Origin of the sequence: Desulfotruncus arcticus DSM 17038 (assembly GCF_900113335.1) — a bacterium.
GTDB classification, from domain to species: domain Bacteria; phylum Bacillota; class Desulfotomaculia; order Desulfotomaculales; family Desulfallaceae; genus Desulfotruncus; species Desulfotruncus arcticus.
Map to the genome: position 1 here is coordinate 20,130 of NZ_FOOX01000011.1, position 19,763 is coordinate 39,892.

Annotated in this window: 20 protein-coding genes; 1 reads left to right on the forward strand and 19 read right to left on the reverse strand. The window is 50.4% G+C overall.

Annotated elements, in window-relative coordinates; translation table 11 throughout:
* Positions 1–119: 119 nt before the first annotated feature.
* From rho to BM056_RS14600, 16 genes are all read right to left on the reverse strand, one after another.
* On the reverse strand, positions 120–1,406 hold the full coding sequence (gene rho, locus BM056_RS14525) for a transcription termination factor Rho (RefSeq protein ID WP_174549963.1): 1,287 nt from the start codon (positions 1,404–1,406) through the stop codon (positions 120–122).
* A gap of 50 nt (positions 1,407–1,456) precedes the next feature.
* A complete protein-coding gene (locus BM056_RS14530) occupies positions 1,457–1,924 on the reverse strand; it encodes a DUF2062 domain-containing protein (protein WP_092472159.1) in 468 nt (155 codons plus the stop codon).
* A 4-nt stretch (positions 1,925–1,928) separates the two neighbouring features.
* Entirely contained in the window at positions 1,929–2,585 is a 657-nt protein-coding gene (fsa, locus tag BM056_RS14535) for a fructose-6-phosphate aldolase (protein WP_092472304.1), read from the reverse strand.
* A gap of 162 nt (positions 2,586–2,747) precedes the next feature.
* A complete protein-coding gene (locus tag BM056_RS14540) occupies positions 2,748–3,608 on the reverse strand; it encodes a class II fructose-1,6-bisphosphate aldolase (protein WP_092472160.1) in 861 nt (286 codons plus the stop codon).
* Between the two features lie 334 nt (positions 3,609–3,942).
* A complete protein-coding gene (locus BM056_RS14545; protein WP_092472161.1) occupies positions 3,943–4,626 on the reverse strand; it encodes a hypothetical protein in 684 nt (227 codons plus the stop codon).
* A gap of 83 nt (positions 4,627–4,709) precedes the next feature.
* Positions 4,710–5,111 (reverse strand): response regulator, encoded by a 402-nt coding sequence (locus BM056_RS14550; RefSeq protein ID WP_092472162.1) that lies wholly within the window; start codon positions 5,109–5,111, stop codon positions 4,710–4,712.
* A gap of 145 nt (positions 5,112–5,256) precedes the next feature.
* Positions 5,257–6,063 (reverse strand): Yip1 family protein, encoded by an 807-nt coding sequence (locus BM056_RS14555; RefSeq protein ID WP_092472163.1) that lies wholly within the window; start codon positions 6,061–6,063, stop codon positions 5,257–5,259.
* Between the two features lie 12 nt (positions 6,064–6,075).
* Positions 6,076–6,993: a signal peptide peptidase SppA gene (sppA, locus tag BM056_RS14560; protein WP_092472164.1), complete on the reverse strand. Its 918-nt coding sequence runs from the start codon at positions 6,991–6,993 to the stop codon at positions 6,076–6,078.
* A gap of 97 nt (positions 6,994–7,090) precedes the next feature.
* The gene (gene pyrG, locus BM056_RS14565) at positions 7,091–8,686 is read right to left on the reverse strand and encodes a CTP synthase (protein WP_092472165.1); all 1,596 of its coding nucleotides are present in this window, start codon (positions 8,684–8,686) and stop codon (positions 7,091–7,093) included.
* 128 nt (positions 8,687–8,814) lie between these two features.
* On the reverse strand, positions 8,815–8,973 hold the full coding sequence (locus tag BM056_RS14570) for a XapX domain-containing protein (RefSeq protein ID WP_092472166.1): 159 nt from the start codon (positions 8,971–8,973) through the stop codon (positions 8,815–8,817).
* A gap of 11 nt (positions 8,974–8,984) precedes the next feature.
* A complete protein-coding gene (gene argS / locus BM056_RS14575) occupies positions 8,985–10,670 on the reverse strand; it encodes an arginine--tRNA ligase (protein WP_092472167.1) in 1,686 nt (561 codons plus the stop codon).
* A gap of 295 nt (positions 10,671–10,965) precedes the next feature.
* Entirely contained in the window at positions 10,966–11,547 is a 582-nt protein-coding gene (locus tag BM056_RS14580) for an indolepyruvate oxidoreductase subunit beta (protein WP_092472168.1), read from the reverse strand.
* The gene (iorA, locus tag BM056_RS14585; RefSeq protein ID WP_092472169.1) at positions 11,540–13,297 is read right to left on the reverse strand and encodes an indolepyruvate ferredoxin oxidoreductase subunit alpha; all 1,758 of its coding nucleotides are present in this window, start codon (positions 13,295–13,297) and stop codon (positions 11,540–11,542) included. Before iorA ends, BM056_RS14580 begins: the two co-directional genes overlap by 8 nt.
* A 188-nt stretch (positions 13,298–13,485) precedes the next feature.
* Positions 13,486–14,787, reverse strand: a complete 1,302-nt coding sequence (locus BM056_RS14590; RefSeq protein ID WP_092472170.1) for a phenylacetate--CoA ligase family protein — start codon at positions 14,785–14,787, stop codon at positions 13,486–13,488.
* Positions 14,788–14,927: 140 nt separating this feature from the next.
* Complete coding sequence (locus BM056_RS14595) at positions 14,928–16,175, reverse strand: aminotransferase class I/II-fold pyridoxal phosphate-dependent enzyme (RefSeq protein ID WP_092472171.1); 1,248 nt, start codon at positions 16,173–16,175, stop codon at positions 14,928–14,930.
* A complete protein-coding gene (locus BM056_RS14600; protein ID WP_092472172.1) occupies positions 16,172–16,663 on the reverse strand; it encodes an Lrp/AsnC family transcriptional regulator in 492 nt (163 codons plus the stop codon). The genes BM056_RS14595 and BM056_RS14600 overlap by 4 nt, the downstream gene beginning before the upstream one ends.
* A 156-nt stretch (positions 16,664–16,819) precedes the next feature.
* On the opposite strand from BM056_RS14600, the gene BM056_RS14605 reads away from it, so the two are divergent.
* Entirely contained in the window at positions 16,820–17,026 is a 207-nt protein-coding gene (locus BM056_RS14605; RefSeq protein WP_092472173.1) for a hypothetical protein, read from the forward strand.
* A 180-nt stretch (positions 17,027–17,206) separates the two neighbouring features.
* Here BM056_RS14605 and BM056_RS26275 read toward each other — a convergent pair whose 3' ends face one another.
* From BM056_RS26275 to BM056_RS14615, 3 genes are all read right to left on the reverse strand, one after another.
* Positions 17,207–17,380 carry a hypothetical protein gene (locus tag BM056_RS26275; protein ID WP_165613541.1) on the reverse strand — a complete coding sequence of 58 codons (174 nt, stop codon included), beginning with the start codon at positions 17,378–17,380 and terminating at the stop codon, positions 17,207–17,209.
* Between the two features lie 11 nt (positions 17,381–17,391).
* Positions 17,392–18,117, reverse strand: a complete 726-nt coding sequence (locus BM056_RS14610; protein ID WP_092472174.1) for an SIMPL domain-containing protein — start codon at positions 18,115–18,117, stop codon at positions 17,392–17,394.
* A gap of 84 nt (positions 18,118–18,201) precedes the next feature.
* A complete protein-coding gene (locus BM056_RS14615; protein ID WP_092472175.1) occupies positions 18,202–19,605 on the reverse strand; it encodes a sodium:solute symporter family protein in 1,404 nt (467 codons plus the stop codon).
* Between the last annotated feature and the right edge of the window lie 158 nt (positions 19,606–19,763).

Sequence of the window (19,763 nt, forward strand, 5' to 3'; positions counted from 1 at the left end):
CTTTATTAAATTATTACCGGTTTTTGCTATTTTTATACTAAAGAGGAAAGGTTATATAGATAGCAAAAGACGGGTATAACCCGTCTTTTGCTATCTATATAACCTTTTATGATAATCTGTTATGGCAGGTCTAACGCAGCCTGGTTGCCATTGCTGTTCTTGCGCGCATTTCGGAAAGCCCTTAGCATATCCCCATTAGACTTGGTTTTTTTCAGGCGTTCGGTCATGTAATCAAGTGCCTCGGCAGGGGACAGCCCCGAAGTGGCTCTTCTAAAGTACCAGTTCAATTCAAGCTCGTCCCTGGTCAGCAGTAAGTCCTCCCGCCTGGTTCCTGAACGCAGCACATCAATAGCGGGGAAAATTCTCCTTTCCGCCAGCCTGCGGTCCAGAATCAGTTCCATATTACCGGTCCCCTTGAATTCTTCAAAGATAACATCATCCATCCGGCTGCCGGTTTCCACTAGCGCCGTAGCCAAAATGGTAAGGGAACCTCCCTCCTCCAGATTACGGGCCGCACCAAAGAACCGCTTGGGCCTGTGCAAAGAAGATGGGTCCACACCACCGCTGAGGGTCCGCCCGCTGGGGGGTACAATTAAATTGTGCGCCCTAGCCAGACGGGTGATGCTGTCTAAAAGAATCACTACGTCACGCCCGTGTTCCACCAAACGCTTGGCCCGTTCCAACACCAAATCGGCCACCCGCACATGGTTTTCCGGCGGCTCATCAAACGTAGAACTAATGACGTCACCATGCACCGACCGTTCCATGTCGGTGACTTCTTCAGGACGTTCATCTATAAGCAATACAATCAGGTTTATTTCCGGATGGTTTGCCGTTACGCTGTTGGCTATGGCTTTAAGCAGCACAGTTTTGCCCGCCTTGGGCGGGGAAACAATTAATCCCCTCTGTCCTTTACCTATGGGAGATATAAGATCAATTATCCGGGTGGAGAGTTTGTCCTTTTCTGTTTCCAGAACAATCCGCTCTTGGGGAAATAGGGGGGTATATCCTGCAAAGTGCAACCTTTTGGAAGCTTCCTCGGGGTTTGCTCCGTTTACCTGCTCCACGCGGAGCAGCGCGGAATACCGCTCGTTATCCTTGGGGCCTCTGACCTGCCCGCCTACCAGGTCTCCTGTTCGTAAATCAAACCGCCTGATTTGCGAAGATGATACATAAATATCATCATAGCTCGGCAGAAAATGTGACGGCCTTAAAAAACCGTAGCCGTCCGGTAGTATTTCCAGTACGCCGCTGGAAATCTGCAATCCGCTTTTTTCCATTTGGGCTCTGATTATTTCGGCTGCCAGTTCCTTCTTGCGCAGCCGGGAATAACCTGTGAGCTCAAGATCTTTGGCCATGGCATATAACTCGGCCAGTGTCTTGCTTTCTAACTCAGCGTTGTTCAACGGCATCCCCCCTCAGCAAAAATAATTATCATTATAATACAACGCCCCAATTACTTAGCTATTATGCCTTTTCGTTTTTGCCTGGTCATCATTAATTTACGAACTCCGTAATAAAGCAACAGCCAGGCCAGAATCGAATTAATTACTGCGCCAACCATAAATGGATAACCAAATTGAGACAGGTAGTTAATCCAATCTGCCGGTGTTAAAGTGGCTGATTTCATTACCGGCATAGCGTGGTCATACTCTTCAATGCCCATTACCAAACTTCCGGTGGCTATGTTAAGCATATACAAAAATGGTACGGTCCACTTAAAAAATGTCGCTGTCAGGGCTGCGGCCAGGCCGTTGCCGCCTACTACCCGCGCTATTACATAGGCGATGGGAATCCCGATAATCGGAACGGGCATAAAATCTATGGCAAGACCGATTGCCGCACCCCGGGCAACTTTTACGGGCGCATCCGGTATGTCCATGACCCTGGTGTAATATTTTTTGAGGCGCCCCTTGATGCTCAATGATTTATCCTCCTTGTCTTTTAGGTACTTTTTCCCAATCAGCCAGGAATTTATCAATTCCCAGGTCCGTAAGCGGATGCTTGATCATCTGCAGCAGTACTTTATACGGTACGGTAGCGATATCGGCACCGGCCAGCGCAGACCTTGTCACATGCATGGGATGTCTGATACTGGCGGAAATAATTTCAGTTTCCAGGCCGTAAAGGTCAAAAATCTGAACAATTTCATCAATTAAAACCATGCCGTCCTGGCCGATATCATCCAGGCGGCCCACAAACGGGCTTACGTACGTAGCCCCGGCAAGCGCCGCCAGCAGAGCCTGGTTCGCAGAAAATACCAGAGTTACATTGGTTTTAATTCCTTTTTTAGATAACACACTTACAGCTTTAAGACCTTCCGCATTCATCGGTATTTTTACGACAATATTCGGATGAATGGCAGCAAGCTCCTCGGCTTCGGTTATCATTGGCCCGGCCTGGATACTTACCGCTTCTGCACTGATCGGGCCGTCAACAATTGCCGTGATTTCCCGTACCACGTCAACAAAATCTCTGCCCTCCCGGGCTATCAGGGAGGGGTTGGTGGTAACTCCGCTGATCACACCTAGTTCACTGGCGGCCTTAATTTCTTCCACGTTGGCAGTATCGATGAACAGCTTAATGGGTAACACCCCCCAATTTCAGTAGTCAGTAGTCAGTAGTCAGAATTCAGTAGGAATTTAAGCATTCCATTTATATTGTACCCCAAAAATATTCTGGCTTCTGGCTCCTGAGCAGTTAACCCCAATAATTATATTACAAGTTCTGGAAAATGTCGAGTGAATTCAAGCACTTGCTTTGCCGGAACTGCCGAATAGTCTTATTTTTTCCCTGATTAATTCTACCGCCGCCTCCCGGGCCGGGCCTAAAATCTTACGGGGATCAATTTCATCCGGATTAGCGGCGATTACTTCTCTGCACCGGTCAACAAAAGCTTCGCGGATATTGGTATCAATATTGACTTTGCGCACACCCAGGCGGATAGCCTCCTGGATAGCCTCACCGGGCACACCGGAGGAACCATGCAGAACAATAGGGATCTGCACCAGTGACCTTATTTTTTCCAACCGGGCAAAATCCAGCTTTGGCACACCTTTATAGCGTCCGTGGGCGGTGCCGATGGCTATGGCCAGGGAATCAACCGCTGTTTCCTGCACGAAGCGGCGGGCTTCTTCAGGATCGGTAAAAAATGCGTCAGCATTACTAACTGATATATCATCTTCAGTACCGCCGATTTTACCTAATTCAGCCTCTACGGATACTCCCACCGGGCGGGCGGCCGCAATAACCTGCCTGGTCAGGGCGATGTTTTCATCCAGGGGATGTTTGGAGCCGTCAATCATCACCGAAGAAAAACCGGAACGAATGCAGCGCATTACCTGTTCGAAACTTGTCCCGTGGTCAAGGTGCAGCGCCACCGGCACGCTAACCATAGCTGCTGCCGTGTTAGCCATTGCCGTTATATATTCTATACCCGCATACTTGATGGCACCCTGGCTGGCCTGCATAATCACCGGCGCTTTTTCCGCCTCCGCCGCCTGAGCAATGGCCTGGACTATTTCCATGTTATTGCAGTTAAATGCACCTACGGCGTAACCACCCGCTTCTGCCGCTTTAAGCAAATCACTAACTGGAACCAAACCCATGAATCAATATCCTCCTCACATCCAAATTTAATTTTCGTTACTTTTTCGTTATTATTCAAGCATTTTAGAAGAATTCAGTAGCCAGAGAAGTCAGTAGGATTTAATTACGCTTTGATTTTGCTGCAAAAACTCTATTCTATAAATTAACTTCAATATACAACCCATTAAAAGCTCAACGATAGCTATATATAGTCAACATTGCCGAAATTTAGACTTTTTATAGTGAAATTATATTTTTTCCTATTAAATTATACCCAAAATTATTCTGAATTCCGACTCCTGTCTCCTAAAACTAGTATACACCCCCTGGGGGGGTGCTTATCAGATAACCTCTTTATTTTCTCCTGCGCTTGTTCTTTTTACCCGGCTTACCCGAGTTAGCCAGACTGTCCAGGCAGTTAAACCCGTTACGTGTCAACTCAATTGTATCTACTTTCCGAATTACATTTAGATCATCTTCGGTTTCCGCGTAGATGATGTTTACACTATCACAGCCTTTGCAGTGCAGTTCAAGACGGTCTGGGAAAATATCCACCTCAACATCGTGGTTGCCGCACTGGCAGTAAACAGCCCCCTGTTCGGCTATGTCATGCAAACAGTTTAGCACTTCATACATTATCTGAGCATTATGAAAGTATTCGTCCTCATTTTCAAATTCTTCAACGAGCGCTTCCATACTCTCTTCTTGTGCAGCAGCCAGCACCCTTACTTCTTCTTCGGGCCCCAGATAACCAAGCTCCAATCCGGTTTCATGACAAAACAAATAATTCACCGCTTCGGACCAAAGCCTGCCTGAGCTAATGGTGTGAGCATGTCTATTTTCGCAAACCACACATGACACCTGAAACAGATATTCCTTTCTGTTCCTGGTGGTAATAATTAGTTTGGTATAACCACATGTGCACTTAATTTCCATTCTATTTTGGCCGCTAAACTCAAAGCGGGAAAGATTGTAGTAATCAAGTTTTCCACATTCCGGGCAGCGCATTCCCAGTAGAGTTTCGGTTTGAATAATCATTATTTTCCCCCTGCAGATAATGCTTGTGCAAATAATTTCATTCGACACAAACCACTGCAAATCCTTTTTTACGACATAATCGTCTACCCTGTCTTAATACCTGTTTGGGAGGCTACCCCCCTGGAAATAATAGCTTTAACCAGTGAACGCAACTCATTCAGGTCGAAAGGCTTACTGATGTGATCAACACCTTTTCCGTTTATCTTTTCCAGAATGTCCAGTTCACCGTAGGCTGTCATCATAATCACCGGAATGCCGGGATCAATTTTCCTAATTTCCGTCAATGTTTCCAAGCCGTTCATTCCTGGCATTTTTATATCCAATAAAATAAGTTGATATTTTTTTTGGGCCAGTTTTTTTAGTGCTTCCAAACCGTTCGGTGCCTGTTCCACCAGATGGCCATCATCTAATAAAGCCTCACAGATTAACCTTCGAACACCGGATTGGTCATCTACCACTAATAATGTTTCGGTGTTTTGTGTCACCTTTCCACCCCCCCATCAAACCTGTTGAAATTCACTTCGACGGGGGAAATAAAATCCCTGCACTAAATTACTAAACATTTCTATTTTTTTGCAACTAGTGCAGCGACACAAAAGTCCTGAAACAAAAACTAAGGGCTTTAAAACACTAGATAAACCGTCCAACCGGTGGGTTGGCCATTGTTGCTCCAATAATTACCATGAACACTATTGCCAGAACAATAAGCACACCTCCCGGAATGATAACAACCAGGGCCGCTTTACCGGTGCTAAATTGGTGTACCTCACGCAGTCCAATGACAAGCAGCACAGTGCTCCATATAAATATCGCGGTCCCAAACAAGGCTGCTGCCAGTGTCTGGAGAAAACCCTCGGGGAAAATCATCAGCATCACCTGAACCGGCAGCATAAATACAACAGGCAATCCGGCAATACCGTAAACGGCAAAAACATTCCGGGCATTGCCCTTGCCGCCGAATAATTCCGACAGCAGGTTCAGCAGCCCCGACATAAAAAACCATTTGCCCAGACTAAATACAAACCCGCCCATAGCGAACAACATCGAAGTTAATTTTATATAATCATGTTCCAGCATTCCCGGTACGCGCAGGCTTTGCATAAAACGAGGCGTAGTATAATAACCCATTAATGCTTCCAATAGGTTTATAGAGATAACTATTAAAACGGCGGCACCAATCCGGGGATTACGGGCAAAACCGGCAAAGGTCCGGGCAGGGTCAAACAGCGTTCCGTAGATTATATCCAGAATTCCAGCTTGCACAGGTTCATTTTTGGACTCCGGCTCGCTGTTTAAGTTAAATTCACTACCTTGATTCGCTATTTTATTTTGACTTAATTCATCATTATTTAGGATAATATCCCTTTCTTGTTCTGGATATACATGTTTAATTTGTTCTTCCCGCTCAGTGCCGTAAGTCCCGTCCTGGTTTTCCATGGTATACCTCCTTTAATTCTCTCCCGGTGCGCCGGGGTCGTATAAGAACCAGGCGCCAGATTGCAGCGGAGGCAAGCCAAGTTTGACTCTGGCCAGGGTTTCCCACCAGGTACGCTGGGGGGCCAGCTCAATTACCTCGGGCGTACCCTTGATTCCAGCCAGCTCAGCTGCCAGACCAATGGCGTCGTAATAGTTGCCCAGCACATCAATCAAACCATTATCCAGCGCCTGCTTACCGGTGAAAACCCGCCCGTCCGCCAATTTCCTGACTTCGTCAGGGTCCATGTGCCGTCCTTCAGATACAGTGGCGATGAACTGTTCATACATTTCGTCAACCATGCCTTGAAATATATCTTGCTCTTCACCGGTGATATCACGATTTGGCGAGCCCATATCTTTATGCTTGCCGCTTTTAAATACCCTATTTTCCACGCCCAGCTTCTGATATAGCCCCTGCAGGTCGTTGGTGGTCATAATCACACCGATGCTGCCGGTGATAGTGCCCGGGTTGGCCACTATTTTATCGCACCGGGAAGCTATCCAGTATCCCCCCGAAGCAGCGACGTCTCCCATTGATGCTACAACCTTTTTGCCTGACTGGCGCAGCCTGTCCACTTCCAGCGCAATTTCCTGCGAGGCGCCCGTGGTGCCACCGGGGGTGTTAAGTCTCAACAGGACCACTTTAATGGCCGGATCGGCGGCAGCCCTGCGCAGTTGTTCCATTATTGTTTCCGACCCCACTGCAGATTCAAAAAGCCCCGCGGCATCCACCCCTCCGGCGATAGTGCCGTTGACGCGGATCACTCCCACGGCGCCCCCGGCGGTATTTTTACCGTATGTACTTGTCCCGCCGCCTTGATAAAGGGCAGCAACGACTAAAGAAATAAGCACAAGTCCTATTATTGTCCCGGCGATAACTTTTCGCTTCAAGCTATTCACAACCTTTAAGGGAATTTTTTTATGGAGAATTAGTTAAAGAAAAAGCCTTGGTCTGACCAAAGCTGCTAAAAATTTTTGTAATCTTATATTATTTTATCGTAGCGCCGATAAAGTCCCTGAATAACGGGTGTGGTTTATATGGACGGGATTTGAATTCAGGGTGGAACTGGGTTGCTACAAACCACGGGTGATCCTTAAGTTCAATTATTTCCACCAGATAGCGGTCGGGGAGAGTGCCGCTCACTATAAGACCGGCCTCAACCAGCGCGTCTCTGTATTTATTGTTAAACTCATACCTGTGGCGGTGCCTCTCGTAAATAATTTCCTCACCGTAGGCTTGCCGGGCCAATGTACCCGGTACCAAACTGCAGGGATACCTGCCTAAACGCATGGTACCGCCCATCTTGTCCAATTCTTTTTGTTCAGGGAGCAAATCTATCACCGGATAGACGGTGTTGGCGTTAAATTCGGTGCTGTTGGCGGAAGTCCAGCCAAGCACGTTCCTGGCGTATTCTACAACAGCCAGCTGCATGCCCAGACATAATCCCAGCAGGGGAATTTTTCTCTCACGGGCAAACTTGATAGCGTTTATTTTGCCCTCAATGCCCCTGTCGCCGAAACCGCCCGGCACTACTATGCCATCAACATTGGAGAGCAGCTCTTCCACGGGCCGGTTTTCCAACTCCTCGGAATTGATCCAGCGGATTTCCACCCCGGCGCCGTGGAAAAGGCCTGCATGGCGTAAAGCCTCGGCCACGCTGATATAGGCATCGTGAAGGGCCACGTATTTTCCCACCAGCGCTATGGTTGTGCGGCGGTACAGATTTTTCATATTATCCACCATAACCCGCCATTCGGAAAGGTCAGGCGCAGTTAAACATTTAAGGCCCAGCCTTCGCACAGCCAGATCGCCCAGGCCCTCTTGTTCCATCATCAACGGCACTTCATAAATGTGGGAGGCATCCACCGCCTGGACCACGGCGTCACGGTCGGTATCACAAAATAGGGCCAGTTTTTCAACCATTTCCCTGGAAAGGGGTTTTTCTGTACGACATACCAGCACGTCGGGCTGAATGCCAATGCTGCGCAGCTCTTTAACGCTGTGCTGGGTGGGCTTGGTTTTAAGCTCATTGGCCACCCTGAGGTAGGGGACCAGGGTCACGTGTATGTACATGACATTATCCCGGCCGAGGTCACTTTTTAACTGACGAATAGCTTCCAGGAACGGCAGGGACTCTATATCACCCACGGTGCCGCCGATCTCGCAGAGAACCACATCCGGTTCCAGTTCCCGGGCGATCCGGAGTACCCGGTCCTTAATCTCATTGGTAATATGGGGAATCACCTGTACGGTGGCCCCAAGGTAGTCTCCCCGGCGTTCCTTGTTGAGGACCGACCAGTACACGGTACCGGTGGTAACATTGCTGCTTCGGCCCAGGTCAACGTCTATAAACCGTTCATAATGACCTAAATCAAGGTCTGTTTCGGCGCCATCCTCGGTGACAAAAACCTCTCCGTGCTGGTATGGGCTCATGGTGCCGGGATCTATATTAATATAGGGATCAAGTTTTTGAACGGCTACTTTAAGTCCACGGCTTTTTAGCAACCGGCCCAGGGAAGCTGCTGTTATCCCTTTACCCAAAGAGGATACAACCCCCCCGGTAACAAAAATAAATTTGGCCATGGTGCTCCTCCTGTTGTCTTGTTCTATAATCACCTTAAATATTCTATCACGACCTAACGGCTTGTCAACAACAGTTGGTCGATTTGATCATGGAACAGGCCGCTTTTTGGCGGTTACATTATGGTGGTCTATCCAAAATATTTGTTAACTGCAACATAGCCCAGAAACAGCCCGACAATGCCCATGACACCGGCCAAAGTGGGGGGGGCTGGGATCGGGAGTTTGAACTTGGCAAATACTGCGCCGATTAAAAATCCGGCCAGGGTGGTTACAATTATTTCACGCATGAAACCTCTCCTTACATTTTCTCGGGTGCGCTTACACCCAGCAGCCCCAGTCCGTTCTTCAACACCACCCGGGTGGCTTCCACCAACAGCAGGCGGGCATTGCTCAAATCAACATCATCGGTTATCACCCTGTGCACGTTATAAAAGCTGTGCAACAGCCCCGCCATTTCGTGAACGTACCGGGCAATACGGTGTGGGGCCAGCTGCCGCGCCGCCATGGCCACCTCTTCCGGATAATCCGCCAGCCGCCGGGCCAGCGCCAGTTCGGCTTCCTCTTGCAGCAGCTTCAGGTCCACCCCGTCGGCCGGGGGAATACTCCTGCCCTGTTCCGCCAGCTGCCTGAAAATGCTGCATATACGTGCATGGGCGTATTGAACATAATAAACCGGGTTGTCATTGGACTGGGATCTGGCCAGGTCCAGATCGAAATCCAGGTGACTGTCCGCGCTGCGCATAATAAAAAAGTACCGCGCCGCGTCCAAGCCAACCTCATCCACCAGTTCTTCCAGGGTTACGAACTGACCGGTGCGCTTGGACATGCGCACAATCTCTCCGCCGCTGAACAGTCTGACCAATTGCATCAGAATTACGTGCAGGGCCTCCGGGTTATAGCCCAGCGCCTCCATGGCCCCCTTCATTCTGGGCACATGGCCGTGATGGTCCGCGCCCCAGATATTGATCACCCAGTCGAACCCTCGTTCAAATTTATTCATGTGATAGGCTATGTCGGCGGCAAAATAAGTGGGAATCCCGTTCTTCCGGACCAGCACCTCATCTTTTTCCACGCCAAAGGCGCTGGCCTTAAACCACAGGGCGCCGTCTTTTTCATAAATATGGCCTCTCTCCCTGAGGCGGTTTACCGCTTCTTCCACCTTGCCGCTGCTGTGCAATGATTGTTCGGAAAACCAGACATCGTAATGCACCCCAAAATCGGCCAGGCCTTTTTTAATGGCACTGATTTTTTCTTTAAGAGCATATTCGACCAGGGTATCCAGTCTTTTGGCACAATCTGCGTCGAGCAAACCGTCACCGTGTTCTTCAATAAAACGTCGCACCGTGTCAATGATATCCTGCCCGTGGTAACCGCTTTCCGGGACTTCGGCTTCCCTGCCCAGCAATTGGAAGAAACGGGCTTCCAGGGTAAGGGCGAAATTCTCAATCTGGTTGCCGGCATCATTAATATAATATTCTCTGGTAACCTGCCATCCGGCAGTATCCAGAATGGAAGCGATGCTGTCGCCCAGGGCCGCGCCCCTGGCGTTGCCCATGTGCAGCAGGCCGGTGGGGTTGGCGCTGACAAACTCAACCTGCACCTTGCGGCCTTTTCCCGCCTCCACCCGGCCATAAGCAGACTGCCTGGCCACCGCCTCCGGCAGCGCCTCCAGCACCCAGCGCGGGTCCAGGTGAAAATTAATAAATCCGGGGCCGGCCACTTCTGTCCGCTCCAGCCACTGCACCGAGCGGGGCAGGTTTTCCAACAGGATTTCAGCAATTTTTCGCGGTGACATCCGGGCCTGCTTGGGCAGCAGCATGGCCAGATTGCTGGCAAAATCTCCGTGATCCCTCTCCCGGGGCACCTCGACCACGTATTCCGGCAATTCCACCGGTGGCAGTTGGCCTGCCTCGACAGCAGCCGCAGCAGCACCGGCCAGTGCTTGTCTTAAACTATTGCGCATTTTGTCTACTACGCCGATCATGATAACGGTCCTCCCAGTATCTTATCTTAGTGTTCAGGAGTCAGTAGTCAGAATAAAGATGATAAACCGTTCTCTCATTCTGACTCCCGGCTTCTGAGTACTTATAAAGTATTGGTTATTATAGGTATTCAGAATTCAGGAATCCATGCCGCTACGCGGCACCAACAAAGGATAAAAAGATGTAAGGGCGGACGACCCTAAATGGTTTTAACTTCCGCACCTACATATTATATCCCTTTTTAGTCATGAAAAAATAATAAAAAGAAAAACTGCCCTAAGGCAGTTTTAGTTAATTTTAGGACCGCGAGTTATACCCGGCGGTGAAGGCGGCGTTGTTAATTTCCAGAAATTTGGGCGGGACTGTGGCAGCCAGGGCTTCCCTCCAGATTTCTTCTTTAATCGGCAATTCCCTGGCCATTGCTCCCAGCAGGACCACATTGGCTGCTTTGGCGTTTCCGCACTGAATAGCCTGCTGCAGCGCATCCAAAACCAAAACGTCATTTACTTTGCCTTTGATTTGTTCGATGATATCGGCGGGATATTCCGCCGCCCCTGCCAGAACCGGCACGGGGTAAATCTTCTGGTTGTTGATAATTACTATTCCGCCCGGCTTCAGGTAGGAAAGCCAGCGCAACGCTTCCAGCTGCTCAAAGGCCAGGATTACATCAGCTTCACCCTCCGAAATCAACGGTGAATGGACTTTTTCCCCCAGGCGGACCTGGGTGACCACACTGCCGCCCCGCTGGGCCATACCATGAATTTCAGACATTTTAACATCATAGCCGACGGCACGGGCTGCCGCAGCCAGCACCTTGCTGGCCAGGATGGTTCCCTGTCCGCCAACTCCAACCATAAATATATCAACCGGTTTAAGCATCGGCATTCCCACCTTTCATCGCCCCGGTTTTGCATACCTGGACGCACAGGTTGCACCCGACGCACAGGTTGGGGTCCACCGCAGACTTTTTGTCGGTAACTGAAATGGCCGGGCAGCTCAGTCTCAGGCAGGTTTTACAGCCGTTGCATTTTTCCCGGTCCACTGTAACGGCGGGCTTGGTCTCCCGCTTCAGCAGCGCACAGGGCCGCCTGGCGATAATAACCGACGGGCCGGAAGCGGCCACTTCGGCTTGAACGACTTCTTTTAATTTAGACATATCCAGAGGGTCAACCACTTCCACCCTTGGCACACCCAGGGACTTGCAGAGCATGGTCAGGTCCACCTGTGGAGCTTCCCGGCCTTTAAGGGTACGCCCGGTGGCGGGGTGGTCCTGGTGGCCGGTCATAGCAGTGGTGCGGTTATCCAAAATAATCACCGTAGTATCGCTGCCATTGTAAACTGTGTTTAAAAGTCCTGTAATCCCGGAATGCAAAAAGGTGGAATCTCCGATCACTGCCACGGTTTTACCCTTAAGGCCGGGGATAGCCCTGTCGATGCCGTGAGACATGCCAATACTGGCGCCCATGCATACGCAGCTGTCGATGCCTTCCAGGGGGGGGAGACCGCCCAGGGTATAGCAGCCGATATCGCCGGTTACGGTCAGCTTAAGTTGGCGCAAGGTGTAGAATACGCCGCGATGCGGGCAGCCGGGACACAATACCGGCGGACGGGGGGAAGCGGCGGGCAGCCCCTCAACCGGGTTTTCCGCCGCCGGCTGCGCGGGCAATACGCCTGCTTCGATAAATTTGCGCCTTACCAAACCCTGGCTGAATTCACCGGTATCGGGGAAGAGTTCTTTGCCGGTAGCCTTAATGCCCAGCATGCGAATTTGTTCTTCCAGGAAGGGCTCAAGTTCTTCAACCACATACAAAGTCTCAACACCGGAGGCAAATTGTTTGATCAGTTCCGCCGGCAGCGGATTGGTCAGGCCCAGTTTCAGCACCGAGGCGTCCGGCAGCACTTCCCGGACAAACTGGTAGCTGATGCCGCTGGTAATAATGCCAATTTTGTTACTGCCCCTGACGATAAAGTTTACAGGGGCACTTTCACTGTATGCGGTTAGTTTGGCCAGTCTTTCCGCCAGGCTGACCCTGCGCAAGCGTCCGAAAGCGGGCACCATCAGGTTCTTTTTGACATCCCTGGCATACTGTTTGATTTCCCTGGCTCCCGGTTCGCCCAGTTCAACCATGCTCTGGGAGTGGGCCACCCGGGTGGTTGTGCGCAGCATGACCGGAATATCAAATTTTTCGCTGATTTCCAAAGCCAGCCCCACCATGTCCTTGGCCTCCTGGCTGTCAGCAGGCTCCAACATGGCTATTTTGGCAAACCTGGCATAATAGCGGTTGTCCTGTTCGTTCTGGGAGCTGTGCATACCGGGATCGTCCGCCGACACCAGCACCAGCCCTCCGTTTACGCCGGTGTAGGCCGCTGTGAACAGTGGGTCGGCAGCTACGTTAACGCCAACGTGTTTCATGGTAACCAGTGACCTGGCTCCGGCCATGGCGGCGCCGATGCCCACTTCCAGGGCCACCTTTTCGTTGGGGGCCCATTCACTGTAAACCTCATCGTAACGGGAGAGGTTCTCCAGGATTTCGGTGCTGGGGGTGCCGGGATAACCGGCGGCAAGGGTAACGCCGTATTCATAAGCGCCCCTGGCGATGGCGGCATTGCCGGAAAGCAATTCCTTCAAGACTCTTCCCTCCAATTCTTAAAGAGTCAGAATTCAGGAGTCAGGAGTCAGAATTAAAACATCCATGCCGCTAACGCGGCATCAACAAAGATGAAAATATGGCTTGCCTTTCGTTGCAATGTGCAATGCGGCGTGGCAATGCCGTTATCTTCTCCTGACTCCTGTCTCCTGACTACTGACTCCTGATTTCATTCTTTTGGGCGGTTGTCGATAACCCGTTTGATCTTGCCCTCGCTGCGGGTAAGTGAACGCGGTTCCAACAATCTCACTTTACAGTTGATCGATAAAACATTGAATATTTTCTGCCGGATTTTACCTTCCAGGGCTTCCAGGTCCCGGAAGTGACCGGTAAACATCTCATCGGTAAGTTCCACCTGAACCTCCATGAAATCAAGGTAGCCTTTTTTGTTTACTAAGATTTGATAGTGCGGTGACAGGCCGTCTATATTCATTAGTACAGTTTCAATCTGGGACGGGAATACGTTAACCCCGGATATGATCAGCATATCATCGGTCCGGCCGCGTATTTTACGCATCCGGGCCAGGGTCCGGCCGCAGTCGCATCTTTTCTCGGTGATTACAGTTATATCTCTGGTACGGTAGCGCAGTATGGGGAGAGCCTCCTTGGTCAACGTGGTTATAACCAGCTCGCCCTCCTGCCCTGGCGGCAGCTGCTCACCCGTAACAGGGTCGATAACTTCCACCAGGAAATGATCCTCGTTAATGTGCTGTCCGGCCAAATGCAGGCATTCACCGGCCACGCCGGGCCCCATAACTTCACTGAGCCCGTAGTTGTCAGTTGCCTTCATGTTCCAGGTGCGCTCCAACTCAGCCCGCATGCTTTCGGTCCAGGCCTCGGCACCGAACAGGCCGGTGCGAATGCCCAGGGATGCCGGGTTTAGTCCCAGCCCGCGGGCAGTATCGGCCAGGTGCAGGGCATACGAAGGGGTGCCGACCAGGGCGGTAGCCCCGAAATCCTGCATCAGCATAATCTGCCGGGAAGTATTGCCCACAGAAGCAGGCACCAGCGTTACGCCTACTTTTTCCAGCCCGTAGTGCAGGCCGAAAGCGCCGGTAAAAAGGCCGTAGCCAAAGGTAATCTGCACCACATCCTCATCGGTAACCCCGGCCATAGTCACCACCCGGGCCACCAGGTCGGACCAGTTCTCCAGGTCCTGGCGGGAGTAACCCACCACGGTTGGCTTGCCGGTAGTGCCGGAGGAGGCGTGCAGCCTGACTATCTGCTTTTTGGGCAAGGCAAACAGCCCGTAGGGGTAGTTGTCACGCAGGGCGGTTTTATCGGTAAAGGGCAGCCTGGTTACATCAGCCAGCGACTGAACGTCCCCCGGCAGGACTCCGGCCTTGTCCATGGCCTGACGGTAAAACGGGACCCGCTCGTAAACCCGGGTCACCGTCTCTTTTAATCTCTTTAATTGCAGGGAGCGCAGTTCCTCCCTGTCCATGCATTCATGTTGAGGATCCCAAATCATAAGTTTTCCACTTCCTTGCTCTTGTAAACCTTAGGTATTCAGAATTCAGGAGCCAGAAGTCAGAATATTAAAAGACAACAACCCAATCTCTTATCTTTTCTACTGACTCCTGACTACTAACTCCTGACTCCTTTTATATTTTATAAAGTTTGACAAATTCCTTCTTGTTGTATGGCTGATATTTGAGCCGGGGCGGATATTACCCGCGGACGCACCCCGCAGCGGCGAACAAACCTGGCCATCCGGCGGAATGCTTCACTCAAATCGTCAATGGAAGCGGCATAAGAAACCCTTGCAAACCCCTCACCGGAATTTCCAAACGCGTTGCCCGGGACAAGGGCCACTTGTTCCTCTTTAAGCAATTCTTCGGCAAATTGCTCTGAATTTAAGCCGGTAACCGATATCTGGGGAAAGGCATAAAAAGCCCCGCCGGGTTCAAAACACGGCACGCCCATATCCTTAAAGGCCTGAACCACCAGGTGCCGCCTGCGGTTATAATGTTCGACCATGCGGCGCATGCCGGCTTTACCGTTTTTAAGGGCCTCCAGTGCTGCCATTTGCCCGGTGATCGGTGTGCACAGCATGGAATACTGGTGAATTTTGGTCATGGCACCAATAAAATCGGGGTTGCCGGCGGCATAGCCAACCCGCCAGCCCGTCATAGCGTAGGCTTTGCTGAAACCGTTCAGCAGTATGGTGCGCTCCCTCATACCCGGAAATGAAGACATGCAGGTATGCTGACCGACATAAGTAAGCCGGTCGTAAATCTCATCGGAAATAACCACCAGATCGTGCTCCATCGCAACTTCAGCAATCCTGGCCAGTTCCTCCCGTTCCATTACAGCGCCGGTGGGATTATTGGGATAACAAAGCAGCAGCGCCCTGGTATTGGAGGTTATGGCTTGCCGGACCTGGTCGGCGGAAATTTGGAAACCGTTTTCCAGGCTGGTAGGCAAAAACACCGGCCTGCCACCGGCCAGCGTGGTACAGGGCGCGTAAGATACATATGAAGGCTCGGGAATCAATACTTCGTCCCCGGGCTGCAAAAGGGTGCGCATAGCCAGATCCAGCGCCTCGCTTACACCCACGGTAATTAGAATTTCATTACGGGGGTTGTATTGCACGTTGTAGGTGTTGTGCAGTTCCGCGGCAACAGCCTCCCGCAGTTCCAGCAGGCCCCAGTTGGAGGTATACATGGTATAGCCTTTTTCCAGGGAATAAATACATGCCTCCCGAATATGCCAGGGCGTGACGAAATCAGGCTCACCTACACCCAGTGAGATTACTCCTTTCATTTCAGATACCAGGTCGAAGAATTTTCTGATACCCGAGGGCGGAATGTTTTGCACCACCGGATTAACTCTTTGCGCCCATTTACTCATCGTCATGGTGATATCACCAGCCTCCTGTCTTCTTCACCATCTTCCAGGATTACCCCATCCTGTTTATAGGCTTTAAGCACAAAATGAGTGGTTGTGCTGACCACTCCTTCTATGGTGGCCAACTTGGTCGAAACGAAATTGGAAACTTCCCTCATGCTGCGCCCTTCCAGAAAAACAGCCAGGTCATAAGTGCCGCTCATCAGACGCATGCTGCGAACCTCAGGGAACCGGTAAATGCGTTCCGCCACTGCATCGAAGCCAACATCCCGCTGAGGGGTGATGCGAACCTCGATCAGGGCGCTGACCTTTTCTTCCCCGACTTTCTCCCAGTTGACAAGCGTAATATACCTTAGTATAGCTTTTCTGCCTTCCAGTTCCCTGATGATACTTTTAACTTCTGAGGTATCAACATTAAGCATAACTGCTATTTCTTCAGCTGTTAGCTTGGCGTTATTCTCAAGCAGCTCCAGTATTTCCTTCGCTATATTGTCCATATAATCACCCCTTTCAGAACACAACTTAGCAATATTTGTTTTAGAATTAATCAAATGTCAGCACTTGGGCGCCACCGGGGAAATCCAGTTTTACAAATAAAAAACCCCGTCCTTAAAAAGGGACGAGGTAGATATTTTCTCGCGGTACCACCCTACTTGACCGGCCAAATACGGCACGGGCCTCTCGGATTCTTTAACGGCGACAAACCGGCACGGCATACTTTCCAGTTCAGGATTTCAACCGGCAGCTCCGGGGCGGCACGGGAGCATCAAATCTGCCGGGCTTACACCATCCCCGGCTCGCTGGCTGATTTAACAGGACCCTTCTTCCCCATCTTGGCTTTTGCTTATGTTTGCTTATAAACGAATACGGTTATTGTAGCATGGGGCACAAGGGGTGTCAACAATTAACCGGCAAATTGACAGTGGTATTTATTACACTATTATCCCCTTTTCTATCTGAAAAACTTTTTAAGTTACTTGTATCTGGCGCTCCGGTGGTTCCCTCCGTGCGCTGCGCAATTTCCCTTGTATTTAATGTAGTTACCTGTAGCATAACGCTTGCAACAAACAGCCTAACGTTACTTTACGCCCTTTCGGAGCCAATCTTTGGGGATTTGACGGGCTACTGACCGCATCCAGTGCTCCGCTTACTCCGGGAATCCACCGGATCACCTTGCAAACGGTATCCTGCCGCTGGTGCCGCGTTAGGGGCATAGCGGTCTATTTTACTGGAACAAATACGTTATATCAGCGCTGGCATTGATTTCGGCCAAACCGGGGGTTACCGGGGTAGACGCGGCGGCTTCATCGTAGCTGGCCATTCTTTTTTCGTAAATAACCGGCGGGGGGGCATTATTGTCCCAGTTGCCGGTAGCTGATTTTATACCCACAATCTTTTTACCCAGCGCAGTGGCAATGACTTCAGCCTTGGACCTGGCGTCTTCAATGGCCTGGCGAAGCGCCTGATCTTTATATTCCATTCCGCCCTCGTAATAAAACTGAATGTTCTGGACCTGATTGATACCGTTATCAACTGCCAGGTCTATAACTTTCCCTACGGAATTGATATCCCTGACCGTCACTGCTATTTCATTGCGAACCTCATAACCGCTTATGCGCGGCGCTTTGTTATTCTCGTAAACATATTTGGGGCCAAGGTTATAACCCGAGGTGATTATGTCATTTTGACTGATTCCGCCGGTTTTTAAAGCACCTATAACTTTATTGACCAGGTCGGAGTTCTTGGTTTGCGCCGCACCGGCCTCAGCCGCCTCGGTGATAACGGCGAAACCCACTTCAGCGGTATTGGGGGCAACTTTTACCGTGCCGCTTCCATTAACGGTAATTACGTTATCTGATACGCCATTATCCTCTGCGTAAGCGGCAGCACTAAAGGAAAGAAGGGTCAGTGCGGTCAAAAATACAACCAGCAAACTCTTTATTCTTTTCATTAATCATCCTCCTTTGACATATAAGCTTTAAAGGATTCAGCCGGCCGGCTTCAATACCCCTTTATGGAGTTGCAATATAGACGTTTAGACTTTTAAATTTGTTCCGCTATTTCGAGCCCGGCTGCTTTTTCCCATAATCATACAAAACAGCGCCACCGGCAGGCCGGCAAACAGCGGGTGCACTCGTGACGGCATTAAAAACGCCCAGAGCAATGTTGCCAGCGGTGCCAGGCAAACCGCCCTGCTCACCCAGACCCGGTTGATCCTGCCCGTTAACAACACGGCACCCAGTAATGGCAAAAAAACGGACGCCCCCCTAAGGGCGTTGGACATATAAGACCAGTCCAGAATTAGAGAATCTTTTGATAAAAACACTAAAGCCAGCACAACCACGCCGACTCCCGCCACACAGATCCTGTTGAGCCAGAGCAGGGTCCGGTCGGGTGCATCCTTTTTACAGGTTAAATAAATATCTCTGGTTAAAACAGTACTTATCCCCAATGTTAGCGCGCCACCCGTAAGAACCAGGGAGATCAGCAGGGTGGCATTGGCCATGCCGCCCAACCATGGATTCAGGTGCGTACTGAAAAAATAAGGCAGCGCGTCAGAGGAGTTAATGCCTGGATGAACCTTCTTCATCATCAGCCCTATGGCGACTCCGGCCAGCCCGTATAATGGAATGATTGCGGAAGCACCCAGCGCGCCAAGCCTGGCGGACCGGACATCCCGGCTTGAAAACAGCGGCTGCAAGAATGCCTGGGTGGAGATAAAGCCGACAATTACTGAAAAAAAGCCTCCCAGATCCACTGCCGCCCCCCGTGGAAAAAGTGAAAAATATTCCGGAGAAGCCGATACCAACTGGGAAACCCCGGGAAGACCGCCCAGCGCAAGAAAACTGACAAACCCTCCCGTAAATAAAGAAGCAGAAAGCAGCATCAGCTTGACCAGGCCAACCATACTGGTACTCCATACTCCCCCGCCGATTATGTAAAGAGTGATTAATAGCACCGTCAACAAAGCTGCCATTGAAGGGGCTACCGGAATTATACCTCTTAAAACAGGCACAGCCGCCATAACCTGAACCGCTACCTGAATCAACATTCCAACAACGCTAAACAGGGCAACCCAGGCACGCACCGGTGTGCCAAATTCACCAACTAAATATTCAGTTACGGTGGATACCTCTTTCTCTCGAAGCGGGCGCGCCAGAAACAGCGATAAAACCAAACAGGAAATACCTGCCCCGAAAGTAAACCAGATGGCGCCAATTCCGTACTGGTACGCCATTTGCGCAGTTCCGATGGTAACCGTTCCACCGGCAAACGAGCCTACGATAGCCCCGGTAATTCCGGGCAATATAAGCCTCCTGCCGCCAAGGTTGAAATCTTCCGATGTTTTAACTTTGGCAAAAGATAGTACCCCGACTATGCTGACTATAATTAATGTTACAACCAATCCTGCGTAATAAGCAAAAGATAAACTGAGCATGACTATTTCCCTTAATTGTTTTTTGACTTTTTTTAATTATACGTCATTTAACACCCCTTTGCTAATAAAAAAAGCACGCTCAATCAGTTCCCTTACAGGCAAGGGGACACACCTCCCCGGAAGTATGTCCCCAATGGACTTTGTAAGATTGGACGGTC